A 15,536-nucleotide genomic window follows, 5' to 3' on the forward strand; every position below is an offset into this window, starting at 1 on the left:
TGTTCCCGACAGCGCGGTGTTCCAGTGGCACGGCGGTCCCGGCGGCCCGGTCGCGCCCCGCCACCGGCGCGGCTACCCTCGCAGCGTGCCCCGCCGCACGGGCGGTCCGGCGCGCCGCCAGGTTCGGAGTCCCATGCTTCCCCGTCGTCTCGTTCTGCTCCCCTGCGTCCTCCTGCTGTCCGCGTGCGGAGGCGCCCCGGCCCCGGGGACGGGGGCGGAGACGGAAACGGCCGCCCCCGAGGAGGTCCGGGAGTACGAGACGGCGCCCGTGCCCGAGGGGGAGGGCAGTGCCGTGCCCGACGACGTCAACGGCGACGGCTTCCCCGATCTGCTCTTCACGACCCGCTACGACCCGGACCCCGAGGCGGGGTTCCCCTCCCATCGCCTGATGACCGTCCACGGCTCACCCGAGGGCCCGGACCCGGCCACCCGCACCGTCTGGAGCCCGTACACGGTGCTCCCCGCCACCTCCTCCGGGACCGGGGGAGAGGGCGCCCGGCCCGGCACGGCCGACCTGGACGGCGACGGCTTCGCCGACATCCCGGTCCTGGTCCACGCCGACGACGAACTGGGGTTCGGCATGGCCGCCAGCGGGCGAGGACCCGGGGCGATCGTGTGGGGCGGCCCCTCGGGCCCCGACTCCGAAACCCCTCCCACCCCGATCACGCTCCTCGCCGGGGAGGGGTGGCAGGACGCCTTCACGGCCCTGGCGAACGGTGACTTCGACGGCGACGGCGCCCCCGACCTGGCCGCCGCCAAGGCGTCGGCGAACGGTGAGGCCTCGCGCCTCATGGTCATGTACGGTCCCTTCGACCGGGACGGCACTCCGGCGCGCAGCGCACAGCGGACGGTGGACGCACAGGTCGGCGGCCTCGTCGCCGAACCCCCCGCCCCCGGCGGCGGCACGTCACGGCTGCTGTTCCAGCACGGCGACGACGGAGGGCAGTCCGAGAACACACTGCTGCTGACCGGCCCCGGCGATCCCGCGCGGTGGGAGTCGGTGGAGCTGGTCTCCGGTTCGCTGGCCGCCTTCGGCGACCTGAACAGCGACGGGGAGGGCGACCTGGCCCTGGGCGACAGCGGCAGCCGCAACGACGAACCGGGGTACAGGACGGAGCCGCCCGAGGTCGACCAACGGGTGAACGTCTACCTCGGCCCCCTCAACGCGGAGGCGGCCGCCCCCCTCGCCGCGGACATGCCCACGGGCGACTCCTCCCCCGGCTACGGCGCCAGTCGCGCCATGGCCATGTGCGACCTGGACGGCGACGGCACCGACGTCCTCGCGGTCGGCCGCGACGGCCACGGCGTCGACCTGCTGCGCCACACCGGTGACGGGATCGAGGTGGACGGCGCGGAGCCGCTGGTCCGCCGGGGCCCCGAGGACGGCCCCCTCGCCGCCGGAGACGCGGCCGGACGGGTGGCCGGCCTCTTCTCCTGCGCGGACTACGACGCGGACGGCGCCGACGAACTCGCCCTGGCCCACGACCTCGAAGGCACCCGGGACACGCCCGTGCGCTGGTGGATCACCGGTGACGGGGGCGAGGATGAGGCCTCCTTCGACAGCGCCGCGTTCTAGGGATCGTCCCGGGCCCGGAAGCGGCGCACGAAGCCGGTGCGAAGCGGAACCGAAGCCGGTTCGAAGCGGACCGTGTCACAGTCCTTCCCGGCGTCCGCACGGAGCGGGTGCCGGTACCTAGGACGGAAGACTCCCCCATGTTCAAGAAGTTCCGGACCGCCGCCCTGCTCACGGCGGCCCTGGCCACCGGCTCGCTGGCACTGGCCTCACCGGCGTCGGCGGCGGCTCCCGTGGCTGCCTACAACGGCGTCTGCGGCAGCGGCTACGGCGTCGTCGGCCACAGCAACATCGGTTCCAAGGGCACCCTCTTCCTGACCTACAACAACTCCAACGGCTACAACTGCGCGGTCACCGTGCGGGCCAACCCCGGCGCGGCCGTGGAGATGACGGTCGGCCTCAAGCGCACCAGCGACCCCGCCAGCCAGGCCCGGGTGGACAGCGGCTACTACACGACCTACGCCGGTCCCGTCTACCGCAGCGCGGCCGGTGCGTGCGTGGACTGGTTCGGCAACATCAGCGGCACCAACGTGAACAACAACGAGACCAACTGCGGCTGACACCCCTCGCGCCGCGACGGGCGGCGCGTCGACGCACGACTGGGAGCACCATGAGAAACCTCCTGAAGAAGGCCGCCACCCTCGCCGCGGCCACCGGGATCGCCGCGGCGGGTCTGATGGCCACCGCCGCGCCCGCGTCCGCCGCCTCCTACAACGGGGCGTGCGGGTCCGGGTACGGCGTCGTCAACAAGGTCGAGTTCCCCGACAACCGCGGGACGACCTTCCTGACCTACAACAACTCCAACGGCTACAACTGCGTGGTCACCGTGCGCACGAACCCGGGCGCGGCCGCGCCGATGGAGGCGTTCGTCCGGGTCTCGGGCACCTCGTCGTGGAAGCGGGACAGCGGCAACTACACGACCTACGCCGGTCCCGTCTACCTGTCGGCGGCGGGCCAGTGCGTCGACTGGGGCGGCACGATCGGCACGATCACGAAGACCGTCCCCCGCACCAACTGCGGCTGAGACGCCCGTTCGACGTCCCGCTCCCCCTCGCTCCACATCCTCTCGACCCGTGATCGGACATGACATGAAGAAGCTCGCGAAGAGGGCCGCGGCCGTCGCCGCCGCCGGTATCGGCCTGGGCGGTCTGCTCGTCAGCGCCTCCCCCGCCGCGGCGGCCACCTACGGCGGCGAGTGCGGCTCCGGGTACGGCATCGTCAACCAGGACAACATCGGCAGCAAGGGCACGGTCTTCCTGACCTACAACAGCTCCAACGGCTACAACTGCGTCGTGGCCAAGCGCAACAACCCAGGCTCGGCCGTACTGGTGGAGGCGGGCCTGTCGATCAGCCCGGCCGGAAACCACTGGGACGTCTACGACGGCGGCTACTTCACCACCTACGCCGGTCCGATCTACCTGAACGCGGCAGGCAGGTGCGTGGACTGGATGGGCCGCATCAGCGGCACCCAGGGCGGCGACGAGGGCACCAACTGCGGCTGACCGGCCCGCTTCCGTGCGGCCCCGGCCGGTTCTCGCCGGGGCCGCCCGACGCCCGCCCTTCTTCATATGGTTTGCGACCATTAGCGAAACAAGTCCTCAATGGACCGAAATCCAAAGCCCCAGGTCATCTCAGAGCCGCCCCGGGCACTCTCCGCGCTCTCCCCCGTACAGGTGGACGGTGCGCCGACGAGTGTCGTATGCTCCGCGACGTTGCGCAGCGGAGTACTCATCGTGCGTCAGGGAGTTCATGAGTGGAGACCGATCTGTCAGGGATTCGGTACCGAATGCTCGGTTCTGTCGAGGTGCACTCCGAAGGTCGTCCGGTCAGCACGGGTGGGCCCAAGAGGCGTACCGTCCTGGCCGCCCTCCTCCTGCAGCCCGACACCGTCGTCCCCGACAACCGGCTCATCGACCTGGTCTGGGGCGAACACCCGCCGCGCAGCGCACGGTCCCAGCTTCAGGCGCACGTGCACGGACTCCGTAAGGTCCTGGACGCGGACACGATCGTCCGGAGCACCTGCGGCTACCGGATGACCGTGGCGGCCGAGGCCACGGACAGCGGCGTGTTCGAGCGGCTCCTGGTGCGCGCGCACTCCGAGCGGGCCGCCGACCGCCCCGCCGACGCGGTCCGGACCCTGCGCACCGCGCTGTCACTGTGGACGGGCCCCGCGCTGGGCGGCGTCACACCGGCGCTCGCCGCCCACGCGCGCCCGGCCCTGGAGGAGAGGCGGCTGCACGCCCTGGTGGAGCTGTACGGCACCGAGATCGACCTCGGCCGCGGGGCCGCCGCCGTCCCCGAACTGCTCTCGCTGTGCGCGGAGCACCCGACCCACGAACGCTTCACCGGCCTGCTGATGTCGGCCCTGCACGCCTGCGGACGCACCGGGGAGGCGCTGGAGGTCTACGCGGCGCTGCGCGAGAGGCTGGCCGACGAACTGGGCACCGACCCCGGAGCCCGGCTCCGGCAGCTGCACCTTGACCTGCTCACGGCCGAACCGGACGGCGGGCGCACGCGCGGCGGTGCGCACGGCGTCCGCCGGGTCCGCCCCGCCGAGCTGCCCTACGGGGTCGGTGAGTTCGTCGGCCGCTCGGCGGAGCTGTCCGTGCTCGACCAGGCGCTGGACGACGACCGGAAGGCCGACCGCTGGCCCGCGGTCTTCCTGCTCACCGGGGTCTCCGGCGTCGGCAAGACCGCGCTGGCCCTGCACTGGAGCCACACCGTCCGGGACCACTTCCACGACGGCCAGCTCTATGTGGACCTGCGCGGGTCCGCCTCCGGGGAGGAGCCCACCCGGCCCGACGACGCGCTGCGCCAGCTGCTGCGCGGCCTGGGCGCGGACCCCCGGGGCCTGCCGACCGGCGCCGGCGAGCTCGCCAAGCTCTTCCGGTCGGTGACGGCCGACCAGCGCCTGCTGTTCCTGTTCGACGACGCCGCCTCGGCCGAACAGCTCGTTCCCCTGCTGCCCACCGGCCGGGGCAGCGTGGTGCTGGTCACCAGCCGGCACCCGTTGACGGGGCTGGTCGCGCTGTTCGGCGCCCGCCCCCTGCCGCTCGACGTGCTCTCGGAGGAGTCCTCGGTCGAGTTGTTCCTGTCCGTGGCCGGAATGTGGGCCCGGGCCGCGGAACTGGCGCTGGTCGCCCGGATCGCCGACCGCTGCGGACGACTGCCGCTGACGCTGAGGCTGGCCGCGGCCGCCCTCGCCGCCGGGACCTCCGCGGTGGACCTGCCCTGGTCCGACATCGTGGCCGACCCCGTCCCGCGGCCGTCCGCCGGCCCGCCCCTGGCGCTGACCCCCTCGGACCCGGCCTCCGGCTGAGGGACCCGTCCCCTCCCGGGCGGAGAGGACGGGTCGCGGGTCAGAGCAGCGTGCGCAGGGTCTCACCAACCGGGGTGGTCGGGCGCCCGATGAGGCGGGACAGCTCACCGGTGGTGGCGGACAGCTCCCCGTCGCGTGTGTTGGCGTCCAGTGCGGCCACGAAGCGCGCGGTGTCCTCGTCCAGTCCGGCCCCGGTCAGGGCAGCCACGTGCTCCTCCGTGGTCAGGTCGCGGTAGACGACCTCGCGGCCGAGCAGTTCGCCCAGGGTCGCGGCGAGGTCGTCATAGGTCCACGCGGTGTCGCCGGAGAGCTCGTGGACGGCGCCCGCGTGCGCCGCCGGGTCGCGCAGCACGACGGAGGCGGCCTCGGCCAGGTCCCGGCGCGAGGCGCTGGCGGTGCGGCCCCGCCCCGCGCTGCCGACGAAGGCGCCGGTGGCGCGCGCCTGCTCCAGCTGCTGCGCGAAGTTCTCGTTGTACCAGCCGTTGCGCAGGATCGTGTACGCCAGACCGGAGGCGGTGAGGAGCTCCTCGGTGGCCCTGTGCTCGGGCGCCAGGACCAGCGTGGTGTCGGTGGCCCTGGGCGCGCTGGTGTAGACGAGGTGTCCGACGCCGACCTCCGCGGCGGCCTCGATCACGGCGCCGTGCTGGCGCACCCGCTCGCCGATCGCGGTGCCCGAGACCAGCAGGAGGGTGTCGGCTCCCTTGAAGGCCTCCCCCAGCGAGGCGGGGTCGTCGAAGTCCGCGCGGGCGGTGCGCACGCCCCGGTCGGCGAGGCCGGCCAGTCCGGCGGTGTCGCGCGCGGTGGCGGTGATCCGCTCCGCCGGGACGCCCCTGTCCAGGAGGTCCTCGACGACGAGGCGGCCGAGGTGGCCGGTGGCACCGGTGATGACGACGGACATGGGGACTTCCTTTCGCTGCGGCCGGGCGTTCCGGCCGTCCACGCGTCCCAACCCTCCCGCTCACTGACACATTCCAAAAGTCGGGTACCCACCTTTTGGTAAGTTGTCTCCATGAGCGTGCCCTCCGGTTCCCCGCCCCCTCCCCGCGGACAGGTCCTGTCCGCCGACTGCCCCTCCCGGCGGCTGCTGGCCGGTATCACCAGCAAGTGGGGGGTCCTCGTGCTGGTCTCCCTGTCCCGCGGACCGCTGCGCTGGAGCGAGCTGCTGCGCACGATCGGCGGGATCAGCGAGAAGATGCTCGCCCAGACCCTGCGCACCTTCGAGGCGGACGGCCTGGTGCTGCGCGACGCCAGGCCGGTGGTGCCGCCCTACGTGGAGTACCGCCTCACCGAGGACGGCCGCGAGGTCACCGACCTGCTGCTGCCGATGGTGGAGTGGGTGCAGGACCACGTCGGCGACGGGCCCGGCCCCTCCCCCGCCGAGGGCCCCGCGGAGCCGCGCCCGTAGCCGGGGCCGCCCGCGTCCGGGCCCCGCTCAGCGCTGGGCGGCGGGCCGGACGATGATCTCGTTGACGTCCACGTCCGCGGGCTGGCCGAGGGCGAACGCGACCGCCCGGGCGATCGCGTCGGCGGACAGCGCGTTCCTGCGGTAGGTGCGCATCGCCTCCTGCGCGCCCGGGTCGGTGATGTGGTCCGCCAGCTCGCTCTCGACCACACCCGGGGAGACCGTGGTCACCCTGATGCCCGGGTCGAGTTCGAGCCGCAGCCCCTCGGTGATCGCCCACGCGGCGAACTTGGTCCCCGAGTACACCGCCGACGTGGGCACGACCTCGTGCGCGCCGATCGAGGCGACGGTCACGAAGTGCCCCGAACCCTGGCGCTGGAAGTGCGGGAGCGCCGCGGCCACACCGTGCAGCAGCCCCTTGACGTTGACGTCGACCATCCGGTCCCACTCGTCCACCAGCAGCGCGTCCATCCGCGACAGCGGCATGACCCCGGCGTTGTTGACGAGGGCGTCCACGCGCCCCTGTCCGCGCACGGTGGCGTCGAGCGCCTCCCGGACGCTGTCGGGGTCGGTGACGTCGAGGCTCCGGTGTTCGGCGCTGCCGCCGGAGCCGCGGATGTCCCGGACGAGTGCGCGCAGGCGCTCCTCCCGCCTCGCCCCGAGCACCACGTGGTGCCCCTCGGCGGCCAGGCGCAGCGCCGTGGCCTCGCCGATCCCGCTGCTGGCCCCCGTCACGACGATCACCTTGCGGGCCGTCTCCCGGTCCTGGCCGCTCGTGGCCGCCATCTGGTCGTTCATGACCGTCCTCCTCCTGGGTCGACTGGACGCACCCCACTCTGGACGGGCCACCACGGGGCAGGAAGACCGCGGTGTTCCTGGGTGGAGCGCACCCAGGAACACCGGGCCGCGAAGCCCTACCCTGGTCGTCATGGACTCCCCATCACTGGGCGACTACCTCCGGAGCGCACGCGCGCGGCTCACACCGCGTGCGGTGGGTCTGCCCGTCCACGGACACCGCCGCGTCGCCGGGCTGCGGCGCGAGGAGGTGGCGCTGCTGGCCGGAATGAGCGCCGACTACTACACCCGGCTGGAACAGGGCCGCGAGACCCGGCCCTCACCGCAGATCCTGGACGCGCTCGGACAGGCCCTGCACCTGGACGGCGACGGCCGCCTGCACCTGTACCGGCTCGCCGGTCTGGTTCCGCGGCCGGAGGCGCCCGCCCCCGAGGAGCGCGCCGACCCCTCGCTCCTCGGCCTCATGGACACCTGGCACGACACCCCGGCGCTGGTCCTGGGACGCGCCTACGACGTGCTGGCCTGCAACCCCCTGGCCGAACGGCTCCTCCGGGGCTTCCCCTTCTCGCGGAACCTGGCGAGGGCGGTGTTCCTGGACCCCGGGTCACGCGCGTTCTACCCCGACTGGCCGGCCGTCGCCGCGAACACGGTGGAGGGCCTGCGCCTGGCCGAGGGCGCCTGGCCCGACCACCCCCGCGTCCGCGAGGTCGTCGGGGAACTGGAGGCGCGGAGCCCCGACTTCGCCCGGCTGTGGCGGCGCAACGGCGTGCGCGGCAAGAGCCTGGAGAGCAAGCGCCTCGCCCATCCGGAGGTGGGCCCGCTGGAGCTGAGCCTGCACGCCTTCGACGTGAGGTCGGCGCCGGGCCAGGAGCTGGTGGTCTACCACGCCGAACCGGGCTCGCCCAGCGCGCAGTCGCTGTCCCTGCTGGGCACGCTGGCGGCCGACACCGTACGGCCCCGCACGTCGTAACCGGGCGGGCCCGGGCGGACAGCCGACCGCGCGGGGAGGCGCGAAGCCGAGAGGGGTGCCGGGGGGCCGATCCGTGAAGACCTGTCCCCCGACACCCCTCTTCGGTGTCCGCGACCCCGCGGCGCCCCGCGACCTCCTAGTGGACGGCGGCGGGCGCGTCCTGAGGAGCGGCGGCCTGCGAACGCCGCACCAGGAAGGTCAGTGCGAAGGCCACGACGGAGACCACCGCGCCGAGCAGGAAGGCCGCGTGGACGCCGCCCGCCTGTGCGTTGACCTCGGTGAGCCCGTCGGTGAGCAGCCCCGCCGACGTGGCGGACATGATCGCGACGAAGATCGCCGTACCGGCCGCGCCCGCGACCTGCTGCACGGTGCCGACCACGGCGCTGCCGTGCGAGTACAGTTCGGGCCGCAGCGAACCCAGCGCACCGGTGAGCAGCGGGGTGAACATGAAGCCGAGGCCGATGCTGAGCGTCACGTGGGCGGCGACGACGAAGCCGACCGGCGTCTGGGCGTCGAGCAGGGTCATGCCCCACAGCACCAGGGACACCAGCGCCGAGCCCGGGATGACCAGGGGGCGCGGGCCGACGCGGTCGTAGAGGCGGCCGACCACCGGGGCGAGCAGACCCATGACCAGACCGCCGGGAAGCAGGGCCAGGCCGGTGACGAGCGTGTCGTGGCCCAGGACGTTCTGCATGTAGACCGGCAGCAGGATGAGGGTGCCGAACAGGGCCATGAAGCTGATCAGGACCAAGCCGATCGAGACGCAGAACTGCCTGGAGAGGAACACCCGCAGGTCCAGCAGGGCGCGGTCGCGGCGCTGGAGGCGCAGCTGGCGCCACACGAACAGCACCAGCGCGACGGCGCCGACCCCGATCGAGGCGACGGGCGGGACCACGGCGGTGGCCTCTCCCTCTCCCAGGCCGGAGAAGCCGTAGACGAGCCCGCCGAAGGCCACCGCCGACACCAGGAGCGAGAGGACGTCGATGCTGGCGGTGCGCGGCTCGGTGACGTTGCGGATGAAGAGGGCGCCCAGGACCAGGCCCAGGACCGCGATGGGCAGGATGAGCCCGAACATCCACCGCCAGTCGAGCACGCTGAGGATGAGACCCGCCAGGGTCGGGCCGACGGCGGGCGCGACCGACATGACGATGGAGATGTTGCCCATGGTGCGGCCGCGGCGGTCCGACGGGACCAGGTTCAGCACGGTGGTCATGAGCAGCGGCATCATGATCGCCGTTCCCGCCGCCTGGACCACGCGGCCCACGAGCAGGAAGCCGAAGCCGGGGGCGAGGAAGCACAGCAGCGTGCCGACGCTGAACAGCGTCATCGCGGTGATGAACACCTGGCGCACGTGGAAGCGCTGGAGCAGGAACCCGGTAGCGGGGATCACCACGGCCATCACGAGCATGAAGGCCGAGGTCAGCCACTGTCCGGTGGAGACGGAGATGCCGAGGTCACGGTTGAGCGCGGGCAGCGCCACACCCATGATCGTCTCGTTCAGGATCACCACGAACGCCGAGACCAGGAGCAAGGGGATGATGAGGCGCCCCGCCCGCGCACTCTTGTCGTCCTGTGGTGGGGCCGAAGCGGTCTCGGCCGTGGATGGAGTGGGCTGCCCGGTCACAGATGTCCTCAGGTTGTGGTGTTCGAAAGGGTTCGTCCGGGGGTTCGCGGAACCTCCCCAGAGCTACCCCAACGCTCCGGACCATCCGCCCGTTCCCGGAACAGCGGTGTGTTCTGGACCATAACCGCGCCATCCGCGCAGCAAACCCGCCGCCGGCGCCCCCGTGCCGCTTCCGGGTTCACGGCAGACGGGGCGTGACCGGCGCTTATGACGGATTCAACCTGACCGAAAACGAAGTGTGACCGGAGCGTGCGCCGGGCCCTGCCCGAAGCCAGGAAGGCTGTGACCGGAGCGGGCCGCCCCTCAGGCGCGCGCGGAGCCGCCCGCGGACAGGCCCCGGCAGGCGGCGCACGCGAGCGCGAGCGCGCAGGCGTCCTCCACGGCGCCGCCGATCCAGGCCGGGCGGCCGGTAGCGCTCCAGTACTGCCGCCACCCCACCCCCGCCAGGGTGCCGACCGGCGCGGCCGCGGCGGCGAGGACGACGGCGAGCACGGGCGACGCGCCCGCCCCCCGGGCCAGCAGGGCGCCGCCGGTGCCCGCGCTCACCACCCTGGCCGTCAGGCTCGGCGTGGCAGTGCGGCTGGGGATGCCGGGAATCTTGTCCCCGGAGAACTCCCCGAGCGCGGCCAGCGCCAGGAGCACGCGCTTGCCCTTCCCCGCGGAGTGCCACAGCGGTGCGCCCCCGAGCGTGCTCCGCGACCCCGCGGCCAGCCCCAGCAGCAGCGCGCGGGCCGCGCCCGACGATGCGCCCATGTCCGTGTCCCTTCGTACGTCGGCCGCCGCACGCGGCCGGGTGCTATCCCGGCTATCCCGTTCGCCCCCCACGAAACCTCGCGCGGACGGGGCCAGCCGGCGCTCACGGCTTCCGAGGCCGCAGGGCCGGTCGGGCCCGCGGGGCGACCTCGGACGACGGTTGCGCGGGTGCGTGCGCCTTCTCCGGGAACCCGTCCGGGAAAGCTGACCGGAAACGTTGAAGGTGTGATCTGCGGGGTTCCCGCTCCGGTGGCCTTCCGGTCCCCGGCGGTGGTTTCGGCGCGGGGCGCTGCCCAGGTCAGCCGGACCGTCCCGGCGGGCGCCGCCCGCTGACGACTGTCCGCGTCCGTCTGCCGACAGTCGTCAGCCGACGGCTTCGGGCCGAGGAGGCCTAGGGTGTGGACATGCCCCTCCCCTCCCCAGCGACCGACCCCGACGACGCCCTCCTGGACACGCTCGTGCGCGCGGCGTTCGGCGACGGCGCCCGCGTGCGCGAACGGGCGGTGCTCACCGGCGGCACCTACAACTCCGTGCACCGCGTGGTCCTGGCCGACGGCCGCCGGTCGGTGCTCAAGCTCGCACCCCCCTCCGGCCGGCCCCGGCTCACCTATGAACACGGCATCACGGCCACCGAGGCCATGGCCTACGCGCGGGCCCGGCCCGTGTGCGGCCCGCTCGTGCCCGAGGTGCTGCACCTGGGCGCCGTTCCCGGGGACCCGCGCCGCGCGTACCTGTTCCTCAGCCACCTGCCCGGAGTCCCCCTGGACGGGGTCCGCTCCGGTCTGGCGCCGGAGCGGACCGCCCGGGTCCGCCGGGAGCTGGGACGGGCCGTGGCGGCGCTGCACACCGTCACCGGGAGCGGGTTCGGCTACCCCGGACAGGACGGACTGCGCGCGCCCACCTGGCCGGAGGCCTTCCGGGCGATGGCGGAGGCGGTGGTGGCCGACGCCGACCGTTTCTCGGTCGCGCTGCCCGGCGGCGGCGCGCGGATCCTGCGGCTGGTCTCGGCCAACCTCGCGCACCTGGCCCCGGTGCGCACGCCGGTGCTCGTCCACTTCGACCTGTGGGACGGCAACGTCCTGCTCACCGGGACCGGCGACGACGGGGGCGCGCCCCGCCTCAGCGGGATCGTCGACGCCGAGCGCGCCTTCTGGGGCGACCCGGCGGCCGAACTGGTGTCCCTGGCGCTCTTCGGAGACGTCCGCGAGGACACCGCGCTCCTGGCGGGCTACCGCGAGGCCGGGGGCCGCGTCGACCTCACCCCCGGGCTGCTGCGCAGACTCGCGCTGTACCGGGTCTACCTGTACCTGATCATGTTCACCGAGCTCACCCCGCGCGGGCACGCCCCCGGGTCGGCGGCCCGGACCCGCGCGTTCCTGGCCGGGCACCTGGAGGCCGACCTGGCCCGGCTGGCCGAGCCGGTGGACTGAGAAGGCCTGCGGAGCGCTCAGTGGCCCCCGGGCGCCTGCGGCTCCCCGAGCCCGGCCTCACGGCGGGCGCGGCGGCCCACCCCCTCCACCGCGCGCAGGGCGTCGCGCACGTCCCGGGCCGAGGGCGTGAACGCCAGGTTGTGGATGGTCTCCTCCGGCGCGGTCGCCGCGGCCACGACCCGGTCGAGCACCTCGTCGTCCGCGTCGCCCAGCCCCGCCTCGGTCAGGGTGGTCGGCAGGCCCACGCGCGCCGTGAACCGCGCGAACCCGTCCACCTCCGAGGCCGGGGCGCCCTCCAGCAGCAGCTGGGTGAGCGACCCGATGTTGACCTTCTCCCCGTGGGCGAGGTGGTGCGTCTCGTCCACCGCCGTCAGTCCGTCGTGCACCGCGTGCGCGGCGGCCAGCCCGCCGGACTCGAAGCCCAGGCCGGACAGCAGCGTGGTGGCCTCCACGACGGCCTCCACGTCCGGGGTCACCAGGCCGCGGTCCACCGCCTCCAGCGCGGGCAGGGACGACTCCCACAGGATGTCCCAGGACAGGCGCGCCAGGGTCGTACCCGCCCGGGTCGGCAGGCCCTCCACCATGTTCGTGCTGTGCGCCCGCTCCACCGCGCGCGCCTCGATCCAGGTGGCGAGGGCGTCGCCGACCCCGGCGGCCAGGAAGCGGGTGGGCGCCTCGGCGACGAACTGCGTGTCGACCACCACCAGCGCCGGATTGCGGTCGTAGAAGCGGTAGGACTCGAACGCCCCGGACTCGGTGTAGACCACCGACAGCGCCGACGTGGGCGCGTCCGTGGAGGCCACCGTGGCCGCGCTGACCCACGGGATTCCCGTGTTGTCCCCCGCGGCCTTGGCGGTGTCGATCGCGGCCCCGCCGCCCAGTCCGATGACCACGTCGTGGCCCCCGTCCCGGATCGTCCCGGAGACGCGTTCGGCCTCGGCCCTGGTCGGAACACCGCCGAAGCGCTCGAAGACCAGGGGCAGGTCCGCCTCTCGGAAGGAGGCGGTGAGGACGTCCTCGGTCAACCCGCGGACGACGTCGTCGACCAGGACGAGCGGGCGGGAGCCGTGGTCGCGGACGAGCGGGCCCAGCCGGGCCAGGGCGCCCCGCCCCTGGACGTAGCGTCCCGGTGAGGCGAAGACGCGCGGCCGGGTCCCGTGGGTGTGCTCTGCCATGGGGTGGAACCTCCTGATCGGTGGATTTCCCTTCCCCTCCCCGCTGGCCGTGTACCGACCTGCCCAAACGTGTTGTGGCGAGGCATGGGCCACTCTTGGGCGCGAGGAGGGACGGGCTCCGCCGTCGCAGGCCCGCAGCGGGTACACGCCCCCCGCTCCCCGGGACAACGGAAACGGGGCCGCCCCCGAGGAGGCGGTCCCGTCGTCGTGTGCGGGGAAGGGCTAGCGCGGCAGGCGCTCGGCCAGCCAGGCCTCCACCTCGGCGGAGGAGCGCGGCAGAGCGGCAGACATGACCGTGCGGCCCTCCTCGGTGACCAGCACGTCGTCCTCGATGCGCACGCCGATGCCGCGCAGCTCCTCGGGGACGGTCAGGTCGTCGGGCTGGAAGTACAGGCCCGGCTCGACGGTGAGCACCATGCCCGGCTCCAGGTCCCCGTACAGGTGGACCTCCTGGCGCGAGACCGCGCAGTCGTGCACGTCCATGCCCAGCATGTGGCCGGTGCCGTGCAGGGTGTACCGACGCTGGAGGCCCAGCTCCAGGACGCGCTCGACCGGGCCCTCCAGCAGGCCCCACTCGACGAGGCCCTCGGCCAGCACCCGCTGGGACGCCTCGTGGAAGGCCACGAACGGCCTGCCCGGGGCGACGGCGGCGATACCGGCCTCCTGGGCGGCGTAGACCAGGTCGTAGACGCGGCGCTGCACGTCGGTGAAGGTGCCCGACACCGGCATGGTGCGGGTGACGTCGGCGGTGTACAGCGTGGTGGTCTCCACGCCCGCGTCCAGCAGCAGCAGGTCTCCCTCGCGCACCGGGCCGTCGTTGCGGGTCCAGTGCAGGGTGGTGGCGTTGGCGCCGGAGGCCGCGATGGTGCCGTAGCCGACGTCGTTCCCCTCCACCCTGGCCCGGAGGAAGAACGTGCCCTCGATGAAGCGCTCGGAGGTGTCCTTGGCCTGCGGCAGCGCCTTGACGACGTCGCCGAAGCCACGCACCGTGGCGTCCACGGCCAGCTGGAGCTGGGCGACCTCCCACTCGTCCTTGACCAGGCGGTGGTCGGCCAGCGTGACGGAGAGGTCCTCGTCGAGCTGGGCGTACTTGGCGCGGGCCTCCTCGTCGGCGTCGGCGCGCAGCCCGTCGACGATCGCGTCGAGCCCGGCGTCGTGGCCGCGCACGATGCGGGTGGTCGCGCCGCCCGCACGCAGCACGCCGGACAGCGTGGTCACGTCGGCGGTGGCCACGCCCAGCAGGTCGGCGGCCTCGGAGAGGCTGTTGCGGCGGCCGGTCCACAGCTCGCCGTAGCCGCCCAGCCAGAACTCGCCGTTGTCGCGGTTGGAGCGGGGCTTGAGGTAGAGGACCACGTCGTGCCCGCCCTCGGCGCGGGGCGTGAACACCAGGCAGCCGCCGTCGGAGGTGTCGCCGGTGAGGTAGGCGTAGTCGGTGGCCGCCCGGAACGGGTACTCGGTGTCGTTGGAGCGGGTGAGCAGCTGTCCGGCCGGAACGACCAGGCGGTCGCCGGGGAAGGCCGCGCTGAGCGCGGCGCGGCGGCGGGCGGTGTGCCCGGCCTGCTCGACGGGCTCCAGGTCGCGCCGCTCGGTGTCGGCCCACCCGGTGCTCATCCACGCGGCGAGCTCGTCGGAGACCGACTGCGCCTGCCCGTTCTTACGGGGACTGAACACGGGGGCGTTCGTCTCGTCCTGGGGGCGCTGCTGCTCGCTCACGTCGTGCGTCTCCTCGTCGGATTCGGCGTAGCGGCCGCTTGTGGCGGCCCTGGCCACCCATCGTACGGGGAGGCCCCGAGGCACGGCCGTCGCGCGGACATACCGGAAGCCATAACGCGCCCGGCCGGTCCGACCGCGGCACGGCGGGCCGCACCGGCTCTGGACGCGGCCCCCGGGAGAAGCCCCTCCGGTCAGCGGACTCCCGCCGCCTCAGACGAGGTCGTGGGCGAAGGGGATGGCCGTGCGGTGGGGCAGCTCGTCGATGTCGGCCGGGTCGACCGGCCGGTAACCGATCCGCGTGTAGAAGGCGACCGCCTCGGGCTGGGCGGGACCGGTGAACAGCAGGACCCGGGTGTAGCCGAGGTCGCGGGCGGCCTCCTCCAGGGCGGTCATCACCCGGCTGGCCAGTCCGAGGCGGCGGTGGCGCCCCGAGGTCCAGACACGCTTGAACTCGGCGGTGTCGGCCATGGCCGCCCGGTCCTTCTTGTAGGGGCGCACGGCCCCTCCGGCGACGATCTCCCCGTCCAGCTCGGCCAGCACGAGGCGGCCGTGGGGAGCGGCGAACTCGGTCACCGGGTAGCGCGCGAGCTCACTGGCCGCGCCCTCGGCGCCGTAGCGCTCGGTGTACTCCTCCAGCAGCCCGGCGAGCAGTCCCCGCACCCGCGGGTCGTCGTGGCGCACGCGCAGCATGCGGACCGCACTGGTCCGCGGGTCCGCCGCGACGCCTTCGGCGCTGGTGTGTGTCACGCGTTCCTCCCGTGGCCGACGGAGCCTCCGCGCCG

Annotated in this window: 15 protein-coding genes; 8 read left to right on the plus strand and 7 right to left on the minus strand. The window is 73.8% G+C overall.

The genetic code is table 11. The features are described 5' to 3' along the window. Positions 1-133 precede the first annotated feature (133 nt). The 5 genes from HGB44_RS18015 (at position 134) to HGB44_RS18035 (ending at position 4,892) form a co-directional block, all read left to right on the plus strand. Positions 134-1,576 carry a hypothetical protein gene (locus HGB44_RS18015; protein ID WP_061081083.1) on the plus strand — a complete coding sequence of 481 codons (1,443 nt, stop codon included), beginning with the start codon at positions 134-136 and terminating at the stop codon, positions 1,574-1,576. 137 nt (positions 1,577-1,713) lie between these two features. Next, positions 1,714-2,133 (plus strand): hypothetical protein, encoded by a 420-nt coding sequence (locus tag HGB44_RS18020; protein WP_061081084.1) that lies wholly within the window; start codon positions 1,714-1,716, stop codon positions 2,131-2,133. A 50-nt stretch (positions 2,134-2,183) separates the two neighbouring features. Beyond that, complete coding sequence (locus HGB44_RS18025; protein WP_061081085.1) at positions 2,184-2,597, plus strand: hypothetical protein; 414 nt, start codon at positions 2,184-2,186, stop codon at positions 2,595-2,597. 64 nt (positions 2,598-2,661) lie between these two features. Continuing rightward, positions 2,662-3,075 (plus strand): hypothetical protein, encoded by a 414-nt coding sequence (locus tag HGB44_RS18030; RefSeq protein WP_061081086.1) that lies wholly within the window; start codon positions 2,662-2,664, stop codon positions 3,073-3,075. Positions 3,076-3,359: 284 nt separating this feature from the next. Beyond that, entirely contained in the window at positions 3,360-4,892 is a 1,533-nt protein-coding gene (locus tag HGB44_RS18035; RefSeq protein ID WP_082768405.1) for an AfsR/SARP family transcriptional regulator, read from the plus strand. Positions 4,893-4,932: 40 nt separating this feature from the next. Here HGB44_RS18035 and HGB44_RS18040 read toward each other — a convergent pair whose 3' ends face one another. Further along, positions 4,933-5,790, minus strand: coding sequence for an SDR family oxidoreductase (locus tag HGB44_RS18040; RefSeq protein WP_061081087.1), 858 nt, complete (start codon positions 5,788-5,790; stop codon positions 4,933-4,935). A gap of 111 nt (positions 5,791-5,901) precedes the next feature. Between HGB44_RS18040 and HGB44_RS18045 the strand changes: the two genes are divergently transcribed. Beyond that, positions 5,902-6,297 (plus strand): winged helix-turn-helix transcriptional regulator, encoded by a 396-nt coding sequence (locus HGB44_RS18045; protein ID WP_061081088.1) that lies wholly within the window; start codon positions 5,902-5,904, stop codon positions 6,295-6,297. A 27-nt stretch (positions 6,298-6,324) separates the two neighbouring features. On the opposite strand, the gene HGB44_RS18050 is transcribed toward HGB44_RS18045, so the two are convergent. After that, on the minus strand, positions 6,325-7,092 hold the full coding sequence (locus tag HGB44_RS18050; protein WP_061081089.1) for an SDR family oxidoreductase: 768 nt from the start codon (positions 7,090-7,092) through the stop codon (positions 6,325-6,327). Positions 7,093-7,222: 130 nt separating this feature from the next. Between HGB44_RS18050 and HGB44_RS18055 the strand changes: the two genes are divergently transcribed. Further along, on the plus strand, positions 7,223-8,059 hold the full coding sequence (locus HGB44_RS18055; RefSeq protein WP_061081090.1) for a helix-turn-helix transcriptional regulator: 837 nt from the start codon (positions 7,223-7,225) through the stop codon (positions 8,057-8,059). Between the two features lie 136 nt (positions 8,060-8,195). Here the strand turns inward: HGB44_RS18055 and HGB44_RS18060 are convergent, their stop codons facing one another. Beyond that, a complete protein-coding gene (locus tag HGB44_RS18060; protein ID WP_061081091.1) occupies positions 8,196-9,683 on the minus strand; it encodes an MDR family MFS transporter in 1,488 nt (495 codons plus the stop codon). Positions 9,684-9,986: 303 nt separating this feature from the next. Further along, on the minus strand, positions 9,987-10,436 hold the full coding sequence (locus tag HGB44_RS18065) for a hypothetical protein (RefSeq protein WP_061081092.1): 450 nt from the start codon (positions 10,434-10,436) through the stop codon (positions 9,987-9,989). 404 nt (positions 10,437-10,840) lie between these two features. On the opposite strand from HGB44_RS18065, the gene HGB44_RS18070 reads away from it, so the two are divergent. Further along, positions 10,841-11,866 carry a phosphotransferase family protein gene (locus tag HGB44_RS18070; RefSeq protein WP_061081124.1) on the plus strand — a complete coding sequence of 342 codons (1,026 nt, stop codon included), beginning with the start codon at positions 10,841-10,843 and terminating at the stop codon, positions 11,864-11,866. A gap of 17 nt (positions 11,867-11,883) precedes the next feature. Here the strand turns inward: HGB44_RS18070 and HGB44_RS18075 are convergent, their stop codons facing one another. From HGB44_RS18075 to HGB44_RS18085, 3 genes are all read right to left on the minus strand, one after another. Further along, positions 11,884-13,041 carry a glycerol dehydrogenase gene (locus HGB44_RS18075; RefSeq protein WP_061081093.1) on the minus strand — a complete coding sequence of 386 codons (1,158 nt, stop codon included), beginning with the start codon at positions 13,039-13,041 and terminating at the stop codon, positions 11,884-11,886. A gap of 222 nt (positions 13,042-13,263) precedes the next feature. Then, complete coding sequence (locus tag HGB44_RS18080) at positions 13,264-14,754, minus strand: aminopeptidase P family protein (protein ID WP_061081125.1); 1,491 nt, start codon at positions 14,752-14,754, stop codon at positions 13,264-13,266. 210 nt (positions 14,755-14,964) lie between these two features. Then, positions 14,965-15,501, minus strand: a complete 537-nt coding sequence (locus HGB44_RS18085) for a GNAT family N-acetyltransferase (RefSeq protein WP_061081094.1) — start codon at positions 15,499-15,501, stop codon at positions 14,965-14,967. Positions 15,502-15,536 lie beyond the last annotated feature (35 nt).

The organism is Nocardiopsis alborubida, assembly GCF_012396365.1.
GTDB classification, from domain to species: domain Bacteria; phylum Actinomycetota; class Actinomycetes; order Streptosporangiales; family Streptosporangiaceae; genus Nocardiopsis; species Nocardiopsis alborubida.